Below are 19,049 nucleotides of genomic sequence, written 5' to 3'. Positions count from 1 at the left end.
ACTTACAAGAAGATATGTATGAGCAATTAAAAGAGAAAAATACTATTCTTTCTATATCTTAATAATGAAGGGAAAAGAAGAGGGAAAATAGCATCGTTCCTACATTGAGTACTACTTTAACCTTATTTGTAGGAACTCTTGCACTATCCCCTTACAATAAAATTGAATAATCATCCAATATTAATTGTTAACTATTATCGGAATTTTGACAGGATAGAACAATTTTCAAAAAAATATCTTGTATTCATTGTGTCTATTATAGCTATTATTTAAAATTGGGTTTGCACCAAAAGAGTGTAAATAAACATAAAACTTGTAAACTTTATTCATCATAAGGATTATCGTTTTAGAAAAGGAGTGTGTGTTGAAAAAAATTTTAAAGGTAATTTTAATCTTATTAGTAATATTTATAGGAATTATGTTGGGAAGCATAATTTTAAATAAAACATATCATACAGAGTTTAAGTCTTTAGATAACACAGATCAAAACATGTTAAAAGAATTATCTACTATTTATAAGAGCTTCGAAGAATCGAGTGATAAACTTTGGAATGAAGATTATCGCTTCGAAAAAATGCCATTGGTTCTGATACGTAGTAATAAAGACGGGGGATTCTTTAGACAAGAAGCTTATGCAGTTAATGTAACGGGATTAGAAAATAGTATTTTTGCAAAGGAAATAAAAGTCTCAAATTCTCTGCATCTATCTAAAGTCTATCGCTTAACTCGTTTTGATTTTAGAACTATTTCTACCTGGATTCCTTGGAACTTTGGGACAATAAATATTAACGATATGGATGTATTTTATTTAAAATATCATCCTAAAATGTTTAGTAATCCAGATTTATATTTTGATTTTTCATCTTTCTTATTACATGAAGGTTTTCATGCTTATAAACAAAAAGATTGGACATATGATGCAAATGGTGGAGAGTCTATTCACGAATATCCGATTAATAAAGAAAATTACGCGCTAATGGGATTAGAATTTAAGCTATTAGATAAAGCAATGATTGATACGAACCCAGAAAGTATTAATCAGGCATTATATGATTGGACAATTGTACGTAACTATCGCTATAAAAAATGGCCTCAATTAATTGGAGAAACAAAAACTGAAGCAATAGAAGGTTCAGCACGATACTTAGAGTATCGTTATAGTAAATTAACTGGTGGAAATCTTATGGTACTTGCAAAGAAACAGAAGCCATATCATGTTACTTTTATGGAGGCGTTCAACTTCATTGCTAATGGACAGGCAGAATCTCCAAGGTTTTTAGAGCGGAATATGAGATATGAGACTGGTTCAGCCCTTGAATTAAGCATGGACAAAGTAAATATTCCATGGAAAGAAGCTATGGAAGATAGTGCAATCAAACAAGGAAAGACACCATATGAAGTATTAAATACGTACTTTAATATAAATAATACGCCCACAATTGAAAATAAAATCAAAGAAATTAAAGAGAACAATGACTATGAAACACTTTTAGAACAAGGAGAAAAACTGGTGAAAATAAGTAACGAGTAAAGAAAATACGATTTGAAAAAGAATTTTCTTTAAAGAGCGTATTGAAGAGGATTCTTTTTTCATTTTATAAGTTATATACACTACCGGTGTAATCAAAAAAAATTAATTAAAAGAAGGAATCTCAAAATAATTTTTTTTATTAAAAGCTAAATTTAATGAAGAAGAAAAATTATTAATTGTAAATGGATCTAAAGAAAATTTTGAACAATATTTAAGACGTTATCTTTTATATCGATTATGTTACTTTTGGTCATTCAATTGCAGGTTTACAAAAAAGAGGATAGAAATGTACCGTCTGCTTATGCTTTTAGTTGTTCAATATGAGAAAAATGTGGAGGAATCATATGGAGTCAAAAATTCTTATTGTTGATGATGATAAAGAGATTAGAAATCTTATCTCTGTATATTTGGAAAATGAAGGTCTGAAAACTCAAAAGGCAGAAGATGCTATTGAAGCGTTAGAACTGTTAGAAGAAAAGCGATTCGATCTTATTATTTTGGATGTTATGATGCCTAATATGGATGGCATTGAAGCGTGTATGAAGATTAGGGAAGAACGAAATATGCCTATTATCATGCTTTCTGCAAAATCAGAGGATATAGACAAAATTCAGGGTTTAGCCTCTGGCGCCGATGATTATTTATCAAAACCGTTTAATCCGTTGGAGTTAATCGCTAGAGTAAAATCCCAATTAAGAAGGTTTAAAAAATATAATACAAATACAGATAATGATAAAAGTGTCCTAGAAATTGGTGATTTGACCATAAATACAGATACACGTCAAGTATGGATAAGAGGCACGGAAGTAAGGCTAACTCCAAAAGAGTTTGATATACTCGAACTACTTGCTCGTAACAAAGGGATTGTTCTGAGTGTTGCAAAAATATATGAAGCAGTTTGGAAAGATGCTTTTTATAAATCGGATAATACCGTCATGGTGCATATTACAAAAATAAGAGACAAAATTGAAGAGGATTCTAAACATCCAATTTATATTAAAACTGTTTGGGGAATTGGGTACAAAATATGAAGAAGGTTAGTTTTAGAAATAAGATAATAATAAAACTTCTTGGTGCTGTTGCAGTTAGTTTTTTTGTTTCGTTTGGTTTAACAATCCTCACTTTTATATATATTATAATACCATTAAATCTAAATCACTATCTTGATGATCTTAGTACATTTGAAAATAATATACTTACATTTCTTATATTTGCGTTAGCGATCTTTACTTTTATTATCATTTTTTTAATATTGGTTCGAAAGAAAATAGTATATTTGAAGCTCATTTCTGATAATGTGAATGATATTGCCAATGGAAAACTGGGTTTGACAATTGGGATTGAGGGAAAGGATGAATTGACTCATCTTGCTCAAAATATTAATTATATGTCCAAGGAATTGGAGAATACATTTGAACAGGAAAGACAATTGGAACGTACAAAAAATGAACTCATAACCAACGTATCTCATGACTTACGCACACCGTTGACATCTATTATCGGCTATGTAGATTTATTAAAAAGAGGGCAATACGACAGTAAAGCACAATTACAGGAGTATCTCGAAACCACTTATTTAAAATCACAGAGATTGAAATATCTAATTGATGAACTATTTGAGTACACCCGTTTATCAGACATCGATGCTAAGTTAAACATTAACGAAGTTGATTTATCAGGCTTGTTGGAGCAAATAGTTGGAGAATACATTCCTATATTTGAAAAGGAAAGCTTAATCGTTCAAAAATCAATCACACAAGAAACAATACCTATCTTCATAGATGTAGAAAAAATGGTACGTGTATATGAAAATCTCTTTATGAATGCGATAAAGTACAGCATAAAACCATCCGAATTATCCGTATGTCTTGAATTAATGGATAACAAAGCAATTTTGAAAGTGTCAAATACAGTCGAGAAACCGCCTGTTAGCGATCCAAATAAATTGTTTGAAAGGTTTTTCAGGGGGGACAAGGCAAGAAAAGATGACCAGGGAAATGGTCTGGGGCTTGCTATCTCAAAAAGAATCGTTGAGCTTCATAATGGTAATATACATGCAGAATCTAAAGACGACTGGATGTCCTTTATTGTTGAACATCCAATTAAATAGAATGGCTTATGGAATTATAGGTTCCATAAGCTTTTTTTATAAAACTTAAGAATTCTTAAGAATTTTACGGGGTGTTTCCTAATTTTCATAGTTTATCATGTATGTATTGAAAGCGATGAGGAGAGTGAAGAAATTAAAAAAGAAAATTTTCTTTGTAGCTTTCAGGTGGATACATAGTGACAATCTCATTGAAAAGGTGATAAATAGATGAAGAAGAAAAATAAAGTGTTAATTACTAGTGTAGTAGCAATTGGAATTGCTGCTGGATCATATTTTGCATTTGCTGGCGGCGGTTCGGAAGTAGCAATGGAATATAGCGGTTATAAAGTTATAGAAAAACAAATTGAAAATGCACAAAAATTTGGCGGTGAAGTTATTCCAAATGGAATTGAAACAATTTCATTCGATCCAACAAAAGGTACGTATGAATCAGCTGTTAAAAAAGGCGATGAAGTGAAAAAAGGTCAGCTTCTGTTTAAATATAATGCCCCTACTGCTAAACAAGGTGTAACGGAAGCAGAAATGCAAAAGAAAATCGCACAAAAAGAAGTAACATTGTATCAAAAACAACTTGATGCAGCGAAACAAAAATTACAAAAAGATAAAAATGCTGGTCTTCCTCAGGAAGCATTAAAAGCATCGGAAATCGAAGTGCAACAATTAGAATCACAACTTGAAATGAAAAAATTTGAAGTTGAAAAATCTGATGAAATGATTAAAGAAGCAAAAGAGAAAGTAAACACACTTTCTGTAACGAGTCCTGCTGATGGTGTAATTGATGATATCGTAAAAACTGCTGATGAAAAAACAGGTATGAGTGGCATTACACTTCGTCACGCTGGTCCATTTAAAGTAAAAGGTCAACTTTCTGAACATGAACTTGCTAGCATGAAAGTTGGGCAAGAAGTAACTGTCTCATCAAAAACTGTAACTGATAAGAATTGGATAGGAAAAATAACAGAAATCGGTTCTACACCATTAAAGAGTATGGACGAAAATAAAACTGTTTCTAATTATCAATTCACTGTCACATTAGATAATAGTGAAGAATTACAAAACGGCTTCCATGTATACGTAACGAGTAAATCTGGCGAAGCAACTGGTACGATTGTTCCGAAAAGTAGCATCGTGAAAAAAGGTGACAAAAATGTTGTCTTCGTTGTAAAAGACAGTAAAGCGAAAGAACAAGCGATTACTGTTGAATTCGAGACAGATAGCGAAGCAAAAGTTTCTGGAGTGAAAAAAGGAGAACAAATTATCTCTAAACCTGAAAAAGACTTAAAAGATGGTATGGAGGTTGTCGTTGAATGATTAATTTAAAAGGCATCACGAAATCCTTCCAAAATGGTGCAGAAGCCGTTCAAATATTACACGGAATTGACGTAACTCTGAACCAAGGAGAATTCACTTCTATTATGGGACCGTCTGGTTCTGGTAAATCAACATTAATGAACATTATCGGTTGCTTAGATAAACCAACGACAGGTACGTACGAACTAGCTGGTCAAAATATTTCAAACATGTCTGAAACAGAACTTGCACATGTTCGTAATAAAGAAATCGGATTCGTATTCCAAAACTTCATGTTACTACCAAGACTTACAGCACTACAAAATATTGAATTACCTCTTATTTACGCTGGAGTCGATAAAAAAGAAAGACGTGAGCGCTCATTAGCTGCTTTAACAAAAGTAAGTTTAGCTGATCGTGCTACTCACCTGCCAAATGAATTATCAGGTGGACAAAAACAGCGTGTTGCGGTTGCTCGTGCAATCGTAAATAACCCGAAATTTATTTTAGCCGATGAACCGACAGGTGCACTTGATACGAAAACAAGTACACAAATTATGGACCTCTTTTATGAATTAAACAAGCAAGGCTCAACAATCATTATGATTACCCACGATCGTGAAATCGGTGAAGCGGCTGCCCGCCAAATTGTAATTCGTGACGGAAATATCGTCCAAGATTGGAGAGGTTAATTTTGAACACGAGTGAAACTATACGCATGGCCCTTTCCTCTATCTTTGCTCATAAAATGCGTTCTATCTTAACGATGCTAGGAATTATTATCAGTATTAGCGCCATCATTACCATCATTTCAATGGGTGATGGTACAAACGCAAAGTTTAAAAAAGAATTAGGGCAAGGAAAAGATACGGAAGTAACCATTTACTATAACAACCCCGATTATGGAACAGATAGTGCCAAAATCACAACTGATATGCTCAAACGTCTTCAAACTGTGCCAGGCGTTAAAGATGTTGATCCAGATGTGAGTATGAAAGTAAAAGCATCTTCTGGTTCAAAAGATGTCTCTCTTAATCTAAAAGGTGGAACAGTCGCCTTTATGACAGATGCGAAAATAAAATTAGTTCACGGTCGGGAATTAAACGATAGTGAACTAAAACAAGCAATCTCTGCAGTTATTTTAAATGAAGAAACTTTCAACAAATTATTTAATGGTTGGGAACCAAATCTATATACAGACATAAAAGGAAAACCGTATAAAGTAGTCGGTGTTTATGAAGCAAAAAATGATTCCGGAATGGCTATGTCAGCAGGTTATACATCACTTGAAAATGCTCCTGTCATTTCAGGAGTAACTGAGTATGACTCTGTAAAATTAACACTAAGTTCACCAACAGAACGTAAAAGTGTAGAAAAACAAGCTGTTTCTATTTTGAACGAGATGAAAGCTCCTAAATTTGAGCATAAATTTAAAGCTCAAGATATGGGTGAATTTACGAAGCAATTAGACGAATCAATCGGTATGATGAAAATGGTATTCGGTGGTATCGCTGCTATCTCCTTACTTGTTGGTGGTATCGGTGTAATGAATATTATGCTTGTATCCGTAACAGAACGTACACGTGAGATCGGTATTCGTAAAGCACTTGGTGCAACACGCGGTAAAGTATTAACACAATTCTTAATTGAATCTTGTATTTTGACTGGACTAGGTGGTTTCATCGGATTCATGCTCGGTATTTTCTTCGCTTGGATCGTCTCAATCTTTGCCGGATGGCCTCTCGTTGTCTCAACAGAACTTGGACTTCTTGCAGTAGGCATTTCAATGCTAATCGGTATTGCATTTGGTTTACTACCAGCTAACAAAGCTGCAAAACTTGATCCAATTGAATGTTTACGATATGAGTAAAAAAACGTAGGAGTGTAAACTCCTGCATTTTTTCTGTTGAAGCCGAGAAATTTTAACAGTTTTTTTAAATCTTAAGGATTCTTAAGGATTTTCACTCCAGTTTCTTCATGTTTGGATTTTAAACTATGGTTGTAAAGTTAATCTATTGGAGTGACTAAATATGAAGCATTTGTCTTTTTTATCTCAATGTATAACTAATCCAAGAAACGTCGGTGCAGTACTTCCAAGTTCAAAGTTTCTCGCAGAAAAAATGATGGAAAACATTAATTTTGAGAACGCTAAATATATTATTGAATATGGGCCAGGTACGGGTGTATTCACTGAGAAATTACTTAAAAAACGAAATTCGAATACCACTCTTATGCTAGTGGAAAATAATAGAGAGTTTTATTTAATGTTGAAAGAAAAATTTAAAAAAGAGAAAAATTTATTCATTGTATGGGGGTCTGCGGAAAATATCGACGAGTATCTAAAAAACTTCTCTATTCCTTATGCAGACTATATTGTTTCTGGTCTTCCTTTTGCTAGTTTGCCCCAAAATGTTTCAGATGAAATTTTATTAACTACCACAAAAATTTTAAAGAAAGATGGGGTATTTATTACTTTTCAATATACAAAATTTAAAAAGAAGTTCCTTAATCAGTTTTTTGATACAATAGATGAGAAATGGGAGCTTAGAAACGTACCACCTGCTTTTGTTTTTAGCTGTTCAACACCAAAAAATAAGGGAGAAAAATATGGAAGCTAAAATTCTTATTGTTGATGATGATAAAGAAATCAGAAACCTTATTTCTATTTATTTGGAAAATGAAGGTTTGCAAACTCAAAAGGTTGAAGATGCTATTGAGGCCTTAAAACAGTTGGAAGAAAAAGAGTTTGATCTCATTATTTTGGATATTATGATGCCTAACATGGATGGAATTAAAGCATGTATGAAGATTAGGGAAGAACGAACTATTCCCATTATCATGCTTTCTGCAAAATCCGAAGATATGGATAAAATTCAGGGGCTTACTTCTGGTGCCGATGATTATTTGTCAAAACCGTTTAACCCATTAGAATTAATTGCTAGAGTAAAATCTCAATTAAGAAGATATACAAAATATAATACTGAAACGAACAAGAATAAAAATATTATTGAAATTGGTAATTTGACCTTGAATACAGATGCACGTCAAGTATGGGTAAGGGGAAAGGAAACCAGGCTTACTCCTAAAGAATTCGATATACTTGAACTTCTTGCTCGTAACAAAGGGATGGTCTTAAGCATTGAAAAAATATATGAAGCTGTTTGGAAGGAGAATTTTTACAAATCGGATAATAATGTAATGGTACACATTACAAGAATTAGAGATAAAATAGAAGAAGATTCCAAACATCCCATCTACATTAAAACAGTATGGGGAGTAGGATATAAAATATGAGGATGTTTAAACTTAGAAATAAGTTAGTTGCAAAACTTCTTATTGCGGTAGCAATTAGTTTTTTTGTTTCACTTGGTGCGATATTTCTCTTCAGTAAATTGCTTTATCATCTATCCGTAAAAAATTATCTGCCCGAAGTTACTCTAGTTACAGGTTATATTTATACGCTAATTTTGTTTTCAATCATAATCTTTATCTTTATTGCAGTATTTTTGTTAATGGTGCGGAAAAAATTATTATATTTGAAACTTATTACCGAGAGCGTTCACCATATTGCTAATGGAAAACTTGGTTTAACAATCAGAATAGAAAGTAGGGACGAATTGACCCAACTTGCTCAAAATATTAATTATATGTCCAAGGAATTGGAGAATACATTTGAACAGGAAAGACAATTGGAACGTACAAAAAATGAACTCATTACCAACGTATCTCATGACTTACGCACACCGTTGACATCTATTATCGGATATGTAGATTTATTAAAAAGAGGGCAATACGACAGTAAAACACAATTACAGGAATACCTCGAAACCACTTATTTAAAATCACAGAGACTGAAATATCTAATTGATGAACTGTTTGAATATACCCGTTTATCAGACCTCGATGCTAAGTTAAACCTTAATGAAGTTGATTTATCAGGTTTGTTGGAGCAAATAGTTGGAGAATACATACCTATATTTGAAAAGGAAGGTTTAATCGTTCAAAAATCAATAACGGAAGAAACAATACCTATTTTCATGGATGTAGAAAAAATGGTACGTGTTTATGAAAACCTGTTTATGAATGCGATAAAGTACAGCATGAAACCATCCGAATTATCAATAAGTCTTGAACTAATAGGTAACAAAGCAATTTTAAAAGTATCAAATAAAGTCGAGAAGCCGCCTGTTAGCGATCCAAATAAATTGTTTGAAAGGTTTTTCAGGGGAGATAAGGCAAGAAAAGATGACCAGGGAAATGGTCTAGGACTTGCTATCTCAAAAAGAATTGTTGAACTTCATCATGGTAATATACATGCAGAGTATAAAGACGGCTGGATGTCCTTTATTGTTGAACATCCAATTAAATAGAATGGCTTATGGAATGAAAGGTTCCATAAGCTTTTTTTTAAACTTAAGAAACTTCTTAAGTTAATAATTCAAGTAGGCCATTCATAGTAGACATGATACTGATAAGTTAATTTGATTTATTATTATAAAGTGATTAATCGAATAAAGGGGAAGTTCATTGATATGAATAATGTAAGAGACGATAGTAAATTTAGCAACCAGTGTGTTTTGGTATTCAACCGGGGCACACTGGTTTTATTTTTTTATAAATGTGGAACAAATGTATTACTTAGATTGTCTATTAAGTGTAATCCTAAAAGATATGAAAGTACAGATCATTTCGAAAAATACAAAGGTATTAAAAAGAGGGATATGTGTGGGAACACTAAGTGTCAGTGTGCCTAAAAGGGTGGGATGGGATGGTCTATATGAAAGTGGTTCTAATGTCTTATATGTATATAGAATTTGATAACGCTGTCTATTTTTTGGAGGATTATGTTAAAATAACGTTTTTTTGAGTACAAAGATATTGGAGGTAACAGAAGTGAAAAGTATGTTTTGCAAGAGATTTATTACAATAGTAACAGTGCTTACACTATTTTGTAGCATGGCCGTTACATTTGGAAGAGCATCAGCGGAAACAGTTCCTGCTATAGACGTAGAAGCAGGATCAGCAATTTTAGTAGAAGCAAATTCCGGGAAAATTTTATATCAAAAAAATGCAGATGAATCATTAGCAATTGCTAGTATGACAAAAATGATGAGTGAATACTTAGTTCATGAAGCGGTGGATAAAGGAAAACTTAAATGGGATCAAAAAGTTAAAATTTCTGAATATGCATATAAGATTTCGCAAGATCGCTCATTATCAAACGTTCCATTAGAAAATGGTGGCTCTTATACGGTCAAAGAGTTATATGAGGCAATGGTAATCTACTCTGCAAACGGTGCAACAATTGCTTTAGCTGAAGAGATTGCTGGAAAAGAAGTCAATTTCGTGAAAATGATGAACGATAAATCAAAAGAGTTTGGAATGAAAAATTATAAATTTGTAAACTCTACAGGTTTAACAAACCATGATTTAAAAGGACATCACCCAGAAGGGACAACTCCAGACGAGAAAAATAAAATGTCCGCAAGAGATTGTGCGATTTTAGCACAACGTCTTATTCAAGATTTCCCGAAAATATTAGATACAGCAAAAATCCCTAAAAAAACATTCCAAAAGGGTGGCAAGTATCCGATTGATATGACGAACTTTAACTGGATGTTAAAAGGCTTAATTAAGCAATACGAAGGTGTAGATGGGTTAAAAACAGGAACTACTCCAGAAGCCGGAGATTGTTTTACTGGTACAGTAGAAAAAAACGGTATGCGTCTAATCTCTGTAGTTATAAAAGCAAACTCTCATACAGCACGTTTTGATGAAACAAAGAAATTATATGATTATGGATTTGCGAATTTTGAAGTGAAGAAGGTCTATGGAAAAGATTCAGTAGTAAAAGGTCATGAAACAGTGCGAGTAGCAAATGCAAAGGACAAAGATATAGTTGTTCAAACGAAGCAAGCTGTTTCACTTCCAATGCCAAAGGGCAACAAAGACGTTTATAAAAAAGAATTTAAAGTATCGAATAAAGAACAAGAAGCGCCTATTAAAAAAGGTGTAACAATTAGTCAAATGATTATATCGCCTAAAGATATTACAGATCCTGGGTTCTTATCAGGTAAATCATTACAAGTAGACCTTGTAACAAAATCTGAAGTAGAACAAGCAAATTGGTTTACACGTTTTATGCGCGAAATAGGATCTTTCTTTAGCGGTATGTGGAATAGTGCGGTTGATATAGTAAAAGGCTAACTTTGTAGGATAAAACTAAATATTAGCCTGAAATAAAAGGTTTCAAAGTATTATAGATTCTTATGTGGATGGCTTGGAATGGAAGATTGCATTAATTCTCAAATCTGGTTCTTCGGAACTTTCGGTATTGCAATCAAGCTAAGATAAATTTGTATCCATATAATCAAAAAACGCTATTCTTTTTGTAGAAATATACAGAAAGGATGGCGTTTATTATGAATTGTTCGATTCAAAGGGTTCTGGTGCAAGGCTAGTTTAATAAAGTTACATGATGAAAACACATTCATTATTCCATCAAGTGACAATAAAAATAAATACCTGGTACTTATTCCTGTTATTAAATTTTATAAAAATTTAATAAAATCTTTTCTTCTTATTAAATATTTTGTTTTAAATTAATTATATAAAGAAATGGAGGCCGAAAAATGAATTTTTTAAAGAAATTTAAGTATCTTTTTATAGTGTTTATCCCTATGTATATAGTTATTCTTTAATTTCAATCGAATAAAAAAGCAAGGTATTCGAGAAAAAAGTACGGTACCATACAGAGAAAACGCTCTCCCATACAAAAGTAAATTGTACCGAAAGTGATAAAAGCGAATGTTATATGGAGGGAACCCCCTAATAATTTCACCTGAAAATCGATAATTAATGAAACAAACAATAACAAGATGATACATGATTACGAGTTAATATCCCCAAAAGATAGGATTACTAGTGACAATCTTTGATACTGACAATTGAGGTGACGTCGATGAGAGGGACATTAATAAAAAGTGGAGTATTTATTTTAGTTTTAACAGGAGGGCTATATCTTACAAAATACGCATATGACCATCATACTAACCGAGTTAAAGTAAGAGACACGATTCAACAAATATCAATAGAGCATGGTATACCGCCATGGATTCCTTTATCTATTGCATTCCATGAAAGTAAGTTTGATCGAAACGCAATTGGAGATCAGGGGACATCATTTGGACTGTTTCAGCTTCATCGAGGTGGACTAGCACCTAAAGATTTAACGAACGAAGATTTGAAAAATGCAGAAACCAATACTCGAATTGCAATATCTAATATGATAAATGCATATAACCGTGGTTTACAGCAAAATTTAAAAGGACCAGAGCTATTAAAATATGTTGCTAATACCTCAGGGTGGCCTGGGAATAAGGGTGTTCAATGGACAAATAAGCAGACAGACTATAACGAGGGTTTAGAAAACAGTTTTAAAATGTTTTCTAAACGACAATATGATTTTATAGAATGAAATTTCTTTTTTCTTTCTATTATTATATAACTTATGCCTAAATACGAAAGTTTCCTAAAACGGATACATAGATTGACTTTGTACTGCTTATATTAGGAATTTAAAGAAACAATATGTATAATTCTCCCACTACAATAGTATAGTGGCCTTTATTAACAGCAAAATCTACAATTTACAAGGAGAACATTTTATGAGTAAGAGAATAAAAGAATTAGATTCCATACGAGGGTTAGCGGCACTGACAGTGGTATTTGGACATTTTTGTTTAATGCTACCATCGTTACCTAATTCTATTAAATTTTCTCCGCTTAGGTTTTTATGGGCTGGCGGGGAAGCTGTAATCGTTTTTTATGTACTCAGTGGTTTTGTGTTATCTATGGCACTTTATCATTCAAAAACAAATTATTGGGGATATTTAATTAAGCGATTTGTACGAATCTATATTCCTTATTATTTTTGGATAATCATTACCTTTGCTTTATTTATTTTGTTCTCGCCGTATGAAGTGGCTGGACTACGGGATTGGTTCTATGATAGGTGGCAAGGGTCTATAACAAAAATAGATATTATAAACCATTTTGTACTTCTTAATAACTTTTTTACGGAAAATTATAATCCAGTTATCTGGTCATTGGCTCAAGAAATGCGTATATCTATTGTGTTTCCGTTGTTATTCCTTCTTTTTTATAAACTGAGTTGGAAGAAAACGATACTATTTGCTTTGAGCTTTTCTTTAATTAGTGTTTTCCTTAATATGTTGCATATAGGGAAAGCAGAGGGATTTTATAATGGTTATGCCGATACACTGCATTTCACATCGATGTTTATGGTTGGAATGTTACTTTTTAAGCATCAGGAAAAGCTTATCTACTTATATAGGAATATGAAAAAATTTAATAAAGGATTTCTTATTGCATTAGGGATTATTCTATATTTATATTCCATTTTAATTTATGGTTTTTCCCGCAATGATACTACTTTCTTATTAAAAGATTGGGGTGTCGTAATCGGTGTTAGTATATTTATAATAATGGCCATGAGTAACCTAAAAGTGAAAGCATTTTTAAATAAGAGTGTATTTGTATACTTAGGAGAAATTTCATACAGTATCTATTTGTGTCATTTTCCAATCATGATGGTACTATTTAAACTTTTGTATACAAAGATACCTATCTTTTTCCTTCTTGCTTTGTGTATTTCAATGACAATACTTTTTTCTATAGTTTCGTATCATTTAATTGAAAAGAAATGTATCAACTGGGCAAAACAAAGAACAACAAATTCCCGAAAAAAAGTGTAATGCTTGAAGGAATTTTATTTCTTTAGTAAATATACGAATATGACCGATTCCTAAGTATATTAGGAATCGGTCAATTACGGATTCTATATAAATATACTAAAATTGAACAAATTTTTAATTTTATACTTAACTCCAAAAATCCTCTTACTAAAGAGAATCTTCGTAACGTTTTTCCAGACATAGCCGAAAGTACAATTAGTAAAACGCTAGTTTCCTTGTAGCTGCTTGGTCAAATAAAGCTAGTTTCAAGAGGAAGAAATGCTCAATGTATACAGGTTTAATTCTGTATTAATAATTATTAGGGGTAACAACACATCGCTATCTATATCTAAAATGTTATATAAAACTATTGAATATTTTATTCGTAAAAACAGAGGTGTAAAATGAATTTTATTTCCGAACTACTTGTTACCTTTGCAATTCCTACAATACAACTCACATTCTTGTTACTACTCATTTTTGTTTTTAGCTACTTTGTAGTATACAAAAAGGTATGTAAAGGAGGGGGGGAATTTACCGCACAACAAGTTATATTGTTTATATTGATAATAGGATATTATTCCCTTGTATTATCAGCCACTTCATTTGGTCGTCCAGATGATATAACTTTCGCAAGAACAATTGACTTTGATGTACTTAGTGTTTATAAAAAAGCATGGAATACCTTTTCATTTTCTTCTTTTTTCCATATCATTGTGAATATAGGTATGCTTTTTCCGTTAGGAATTTTATTACCTTTATTTAGTAATGTTTTTCAAAAAACAAAATGGATGTTAATCAGCTCAATTATAGCAAGTTTATTGATTGAAATCCTTGAATTTATAATGCAACGTGGAAGTATGGAACTAGCCGATTTACTTCATAATACTTTAGGAATGATGCTAGGATATTCTATGTTAAATATAGTTCTTATATTGTTGAAGAAAAAAGAACCAGATACACAAATGATCACATATTTATTTCTTCCGATTACAGTAAGTTTTGTTGCACTTGGAATAATGATTTCGTATCAAATGAAGGAATTTGGGAATATGCCTTTAGATCCCATTACAAAAACAGACATGACTGATGTCACTATAAAAACATCAATAAAGTTAAAAGACGAAGGTAATAAAATGCCTGTTTACAAAGAGGAAATTACAAAAATGCCTAATGACAATGAGCCAGTTACAAAAAAATCACATATTCGAGATGTCGAAATTCTGTCTCCCAAAGAAGTATTTCAAAAACTAAAACAAGGAGACTTTGATCCTATAATATCTTTCAAAGCAGGTGATACATTAGTCATTACAGATTATAATATAGATTACTACGCTGATACAAAAGGCTTTTCTCAACCTATATATGTTTTTCAAGTACGCTTAAATGATAATGGGAAAGATAGTTGGTCTCAACCTATTTCTGCGAGAAGATAACATAGATTTTCATGTTTTTGTTCATGTGAAATAGTTTAATCGAGTTGTCTTTCTCATTTGAAAAATCTCCTATGGAATTTAATTGAAATTGAAAAACATTTAAGAAGAACAATTACGCTGTGGGCTATTGTATAGTGTAGATATGAATAACAAAAAAGGGGGACTATATATGTGGAAGCGATTTGTAGCGATTGGTGATAGTTTTACAGAGGGGATAGGGGATGAAGTTGAGGGAATAGCATTAAAAAGCTGGGTAGATCATTTTGTTCAACTGTGTATAGATGATTTAAAATATGCTAATTTTGCAAAACGTGGGTTAGTAACTAAAGAAATTCGCTCACAGCAATTGGAACAGGCATTAACTTTTAATCCAGATTTGGTTAGTCTAATTGCAGGTGCAAACGATGTTTTAAAAGGACGTTGGAATCATCATGCATATAAGAACGATATGGAATTTATGATAGATACATTAAGTAAAACAGATGCTGATATTATTATAGCAAACCTTCCAGATTTTACTGTTAGGCTTCCATTTCCTTCTGAAAAAAAACAAGTATTAAAAGAACAATTATTAGAGGCAAATGAAGTTATACTTTCACTGAGTAGAGAGTATAAGCTTCATCATGTTGACTTTTGGAATCATCATTTAGTTAATGACAATACGCTTTGGTCTACGGATTTAATTCATCCAAACTCAAAAGGATATGTAAAAGTTGCTGAATTGATTTTTAGTAGTTTGCCTGTACACGACTCTTTTAAATAAGCTGTAGAATGACCTAAACTCCTGTCGCATGCTGTACAGGGGTTTTGGGTGCGAAAAAGAAGGATATAGAGTGCCTATAAATTATACTTTAAGTAATTCTTTTTATTGTTTATATCTTTGTTATTTTCTGTTGCAGAATCCTTATTATAAGGATTCTTTTTTTGTATCAATAATCTATAAAGAAAAAAGATGAAATTGGCGAAAATGAACTAAAAGGTATTTTAAATGAATTGTTAAAACAACACTAATAATGATAACGTTCGCTAAATATATTCGTCGTTTGTAAGAATCTTAAAATCTTCCCTTTTTGAATGCAGCTTAACCATAAATTTAATTTTTTTGTAAATGTGGAACTATTTCATTACTTACACTGTCTATTAAGCGTTAAAACATTTTTTATTTAACATATTTAGAAAGGAATAATCATTTTTAATTAAGGGAGAAGATTGAATTGAAAAAAATATGGATGCTGCTTTTCTTTTGTTTTGGAGTTATGTTGGTAGGATGCAATAAAGATGAGCCGCCAAAACAAGCATTTGAAGAATATATCAATTTATGGAATGATAAAAAATTTACAAATATGTATGATTATTTATCAGAACATGCAAAAAAAACGATTTCTAAAAAGGAGTTCACAGAGAAATATCAAAAAATTTATGAGGGTATTGGAGTTAAGAATTTAAAAATTAAAACGAAAGGAGAGAATACTAAAGATAAAGAACTTTTTCTTTTTGAAGTTAATATGGATACGGATGGAGGAACAGTTTCATTCATCCATGAAGCAAAACTCGTGAAAGATAAAGATAAGGAATCTTGGAAAATAGATTGGACACCAGACTTCATTTTCCCAGGTATGAAAAAAGATTACAAAGTACGTATGCAAACAGAGCAAGGAAAACGCGGAGAAATATATGATCGAAATGGAAAAGGGCTTGCAACGAATGGTAAAGCGACTGAAGTTGGAATTATTCCAGAGAAACTAGGTGAAACGGCAGCGCAAACAAAAGAAATAGTAGCACAATTACTTGATATGTCTACAGAAGAGGTCGATCAGAAGCTCGCAGCGAAATGGATAAAACCAGATTCCTTTGTACCAATTGGTATTTTAAAAGAGGGAACCAGACAGAATGATTATATTGAATTAGAAGGAGTTTCATCTCGCCCAGTAAATATTCGTACGTATCCATTAGGAGAAGCAGCGGCACACTTAACGGGATATATAGGAAAGGTAAATGCAGAGGAGTTAAAATCGCTTCAAAAAAAAGGTTATCAAGCAGATGATTTAGTGGGTAAGACAGGTTTAGAGAAAGTATTAGAGAATAAATTGCGTGGTGAAAAGGGTGGACGCGTATTTATGGAAGATGAGAACGGGAAAGAGATTAAAAACGTAGCAAAACAAGAAGCAAAAAAAGGAGAAAATGTTACGTTAACTATTGATGCTGCAATTCAAGAAAAAATCTTTAATGAGATGAAAAATGAAGCAGGATCTAGTGCAGCGGTCAATCCTAAAACGGGTGAAACAATCGCACTTGTAAGTAGCCCTGCTTATAATCCAAATACAATAGTTAGAGGAGCATCAAAAGCTCAACGGGAAGCATGGAATAACGACTCGAAACTGCCAATGATGAATCGCTTCACACAAGCATTTGTACCAGGTTCCGTATTTAAAACGATTACAGGTGCAATTGGTTTGGAAACAAACACAATAAATCCTAAGGAAGAATTTAAAATTCAAGGATTAAAGTGGACAAAAGATTCATCTTGGGGAAATTATTATGTAACACGTGTGAAGGATGCTAGTCCAGTTGATTTTGATAAGGCAATGAAGTACTCTGATAATATTTATTTTGCTCAACAAGCTTTGAAAATAGGAAAAGATCAGTATGTAAATGAATTTAAGAAATACGGATTTCATGAAAAATTACCAATTGAATACGAATTCCCTATTTCAATCATTGCAAAAGATGGGATAAAAAATGATATTCAACTAGCAGACACGGGGTACGGACAAGGACAAGTATTAATGACACCTCTTCATTTAGCATTGACTTATGCACCGATTGTCAATGAGGGTAACATTCCGTCACCGCATCTTATAAAAAAAACAAAAGAAGCGGGAAATTGGAAAGAAAATGTGATTTCTACCAAGAATCAAGAGATATTAAAAAATGCGTTAATAAAGGTTATTAATGATCCTGATGGTGCTGGGAGAATTGCTAAAGTTGATGGTGTAACTCTCGCTGGTAAGACAGGTACAGCAGAACTGAAAGAATCGAAAGAAGCAGAGGGTAAAGAACTTGGATGGTTTGCAGCTTTCGATGCAAGCGCGCCAAACATGATTGTTACCATGATGATTGAAGATGTAAAAGGAAGAGGCGGGAGCAACGTTCCAGGTGAAAAAATAAAACATGTTTTTCGGAAATAACACTAAATTATAAGGTGAAATCTTTTACTAAATTTATTATATGTATGCTTAACTCAATGGTATAAATTGGGCAAAACAAAGAACAATTAAGTTTCAGAAAAAGCATTCTCCCTAATTGAGAATGCTTTTTCTATGTTATTGTGGCTCTAGAAAGTTGATATCGCATCATTTTTATTATTTGCAAGTACGGGCTGATTGGTAGTTTGTCCTAAATACTGATTTAAAACCAGAGGGTTCAGTCGGAAGTGCAATTCCGATTGGGACAGGTACTAATACAGCTGGTGAAAAAATTTGTTCATTTTTATTTTCATACCTGAAATCTTGGTGTTGCTAATAGTAAATATAACAGAAGAGCAAATTGAAATAGACAAATGAGGGTGATTTTAAACTTTAACAAAACAGTTATTTAGTAAAAAATAAATAGAGCACACAAATAAGTATGCTCTTAGAAAAAATAGGTGATACAAATCGAGTGTTGCGTGAAATTTTAAAAATCATAATCAGATTTTTATGAGTAAATTTTTAACATTTTATGCATTACTTGTTTTTTTGAGCCTGTCATAAAAAGACTGTATAGGTGATTATCTAATGAAATGTATTGCACACCTTTACATTATACAGGAGGATTCTTCTATCAAAAAAAGATAAACAATGGAACAAATGAAACTTGTATCATGTCTATATATTGAAACCATATTAAAAGTGAGGGCAGCTTTATGTTTATTCAAATAAGTTTGA

Annotated in this window: 15 protein-coding genes and 1 pseudogene; all 16 read left to right on the top strand. The window is 32.2% G+C overall.

Features of this window, described 5'->3' with window-relative positions:
- Nucleotides 1-364 precede the first annotated feature (364 nt).
- The 16 genes and pseudogenes from DET63_RS09100 to DET63_RS09025 all read left to right on the top strand — a co-directional run bounded on the left by DET63_RS09100 (nt 365) and on the right by DET63_RS09025 (nt 18,311).
- Nucleotides 365-1,531 (top strand): hypothetical protein, encoded by a 1,167-nt coding sequence (locus DET63_RS09100; protein ID WP_113936496.1) that lies wholly within the window; start codon nt 365-367, stop codon nt 1,529-1,531.
- 344 nt (nt 1,532-1,875) lie between these two features.
- A complete protein-coding gene (locus tag DET63_RS09095; protein ID WP_113936495.1) occupies nt 1,876-2,562 on the top strand; it encodes a response regulator transcription factor in 687 nt (228 codons plus the stop codon).
- Nucleotides 2,559-3,641, top strand: coding sequence for a sensor histidine kinase (locus DET63_RS09090; protein WP_113936494.1), 1,083 nt, complete (start codon nt 2,559-2,561; stop codon nt 3,639-3,641). The genes DET63_RS09095 and DET63_RS09090 overlap by 4 nt, the downstream gene beginning before the upstream one ends.
- Before the next feature lie 207 nt (nt 3,642-3,848).
- Nucleotides 3,849-4,952: an efflux RND transporter periplasmic adaptor subunit gene (locus DET63_RS09085; RefSeq protein ID WP_113936493.1), complete on the top strand. Its 1,104-nt coding sequence runs from the start codon at nt 3,849-3,851 to the stop codon at nt 4,950-4,952.
- Nucleotides 4,949-5,623: an ABC transporter ATP-binding protein gene (locus DET63_RS09080; protein ID WP_016126976.1), complete on the top strand. Its 675-nt coding sequence runs from the start codon at nt 4,949-4,951 to the stop codon at nt 5,621-5,623. The genes DET63_RS09085 and DET63_RS09080 overlap by 4 nt, the downstream gene beginning before the upstream one ends.
- Before the next feature lie 26 nt (nt 5,624-5,649).
- Nucleotides 5,650-6,801: an ABC transporter permease gene (locus DET63_RS09075; protein ID WP_420196575.1), complete on the top strand. Its 1,152-nt coding sequence runs from the start codon at nt 5,650-5,652 to the stop codon at nt 6,799-6,801.
- A 160-nt stretch (nt 6,802-6,961) separates the two neighbouring features.
- Nucleotides 6,962-7,549 (top strand): class I SAM-dependent methyltransferase, encoded by a 588-nt coding sequence (locus tag DET63_RS09070; protein WP_016126978.1) that lies wholly within the window; start codon nt 6,962-6,964, stop codon nt 7,547-7,549.
- Nucleotides 7,539-8,225 (top strand): response regulator transcription factor, encoded by a 687-nt coding sequence (locus DET63_RS09065; RefSeq protein ID WP_016126979.1) that lies wholly within the window; start codon nt 7,539-7,541, stop codon nt 8,223-8,225. The genes DET63_RS09070 and DET63_RS09065 overlap by 11 nt, the downstream gene beginning before the upstream one ends.
- Complete coding sequence (locus DET63_RS09060; protein ID WP_113936491.1) at nt 8,222-9,301, top strand: HAMP domain-containing sensor histidine kinase; 1,080 nt, start codon at nt 8,222-8,224, stop codon at nt 9,299-9,301. The genes DET63_RS09065 and DET63_RS09060 overlap by 4 nt, the downstream gene beginning before the upstream one ends.
- A gap of 523 nt (nt 9,302-9,824) precedes the next feature.
- Complete coding sequence (locus DET63_RS09050) at nt 9,825-11,138, top strand: D-alanyl-D-alanine carboxypeptidase family protein (RefSeq protein WP_002185854.1); 1,314 nt, start codon at nt 9,825-9,827, stop codon at nt 11,136-11,138.
- A 754-nt stretch (nt 11,139-11,892) separates the two neighbouring features.
- The gene (locus DET63_RS09045; protein ID WP_002141806.1) at nt 11,893-12,408 is read left to right on the top strand and encodes a transglycosylase SLT domain-containing protein; all 516 of its coding nucleotides are present in this window, start codon (nt 11,893-11,895) and stop codon (nt 12,406-12,408) included.
- Nucleotides 12,409-12,550: 142 nt separating this feature from the next.
- Nucleotides 12,551-13,708, top strand: a complete 1,158-nt coding sequence (locus tag DET63_RS09040; protein ID WP_113936490.1) for an acyltransferase family protein — start codon at nt 12,551-12,553, stop codon at nt 13,706-13,708.
- Nucleotides 13,709-13,797: 89 nt separating this feature from the next.
- A pseudogene (locus DET63_RS30585) lies at nt 13,798-13,929 on the top strand (Fic family protein); the annotation flags it as partial.
- 162 nt (nt 13,930-14,091) lie between these two features.
- Complete coding sequence (locus tag DET63_RS09035; RefSeq protein ID WP_113936489.1) at nt 14,092-15,123, top strand: VanZ family protein; 1,032 nt, start codon at nt 14,092-14,094, stop codon at nt 15,121-15,123.
- A gap of 169 nt (nt 15,124-15,292) precedes the next feature.
- On the top strand, nt 15,293-15,886 hold the full coding sequence (locus tag DET63_RS09030; RefSeq protein WP_113936488.1) for an SGNH/GDSL hydrolase family protein: 594 nt from the start codon (nt 15,293-15,295) through the stop codon (nt 15,884-15,886).
- A 451-nt stretch (nt 15,887-16,337) separates the two neighbouring features.
- A complete protein-coding gene (locus tag DET63_RS09025; protein WP_113936487.1) occupies nt 16,338-18,311 on the top strand; it encodes a penicillin-binding transpeptidase domain-containing protein in 1,974 nt (657 codons plus the stop codon).
- Nucleotides 18,312-19,049 lie beyond the last annotated feature (738 nt).

Origin of the sequence: Bacillus sp. DB-2, assembly GCF_003315125.1 — a bacterium.
GTDB classification, from domain to species: Bacteria; Bacillota; Bacilli; order Bacillales; family Bacillaceae_G; genus Bacillus_A; species Bacillus_A mycoides.
Note: the sequence above shows the minus strand (reverse complement) of the source record. Positions and strands in the feature narration are given on the sequence as shown.

Bases quoted from the DNA above. Each gene is read 5' to 3' on its own strand.
- DET63_RS09065 (WP_016126979.1), top strand. From the start codon at position 7,539: ATGGAAGCTAAAATTCTTATTGTTGATGATGATAAAGAAATCAGAAAC.
- DET63_RS09030 (WP_113936488.1), top strand. From the start codon at position 15,293: ATGTGGAAGCGATTTGTAGCGATTGGTGATAGTTTTACAGAGGGGATA.
- DET63_RS09060 (WP_113936491.1), top strand. From the start codon at position 8,222: ATGAGGATGTTTAAACTTAGAAATAAGTTAGTTGCAAAACTTCTTATT.
- DET63_RS09045 (WP_002141806.1), top strand. From the start codon at position 11,893: ATGAGAGGGACATTAATAAAAAGTGGAGTATTTATTTTAGTTTTAACA.
- DET63_RS09095 (WP_113936495.1), top strand. From the start codon at position 1,876: ATGGAGTCAAAAATTCTTATTGTTGATGATGATAAAGAGATTAGAAAT.
- DET63_RS09035 (WP_113936489.1), top strand. From the start codon at position 14,092: ATGAATTTTATTTCCGAACTACTTGTTACCTTTGCAATTCCTACAATA.
- DET63_RS09075 (WP_420196575.1), top strand. From the start codon at position 5,650: ATGGCCCTTTCCTCTATCTTTGCTCATAAAATGCGTTCTATCTTAACG.
- DET63_RS09090 (WP_113936494.1), top strand. From the start codon at position 2,559: ATGAAGAAGGTTAGTTTTAGAAATAAGATAATAATAAAACTTCTTGGT.
- DET63_RS09080 (WP_016126976.1), top strand. From the start codon at position 4,949: ATGATTAATTTAAAAGGCATCACGAAATCCTTCCAAAATGGTGCAGAA.
- DET63_RS09085 (WP_113936493.1), top strand. From the start codon at position 3,849: ATGAAGAAGAAAAATAAAGTGTTAATTACTAGTGTAGTAGCAATTGGA.
- DET63_RS09070 (WP_016126978.1), top strand. From the start codon at position 6,962: ATGAAGCATTTGTCTTTTTTATCTCAATGTATAACTAATCCAAGAAAC.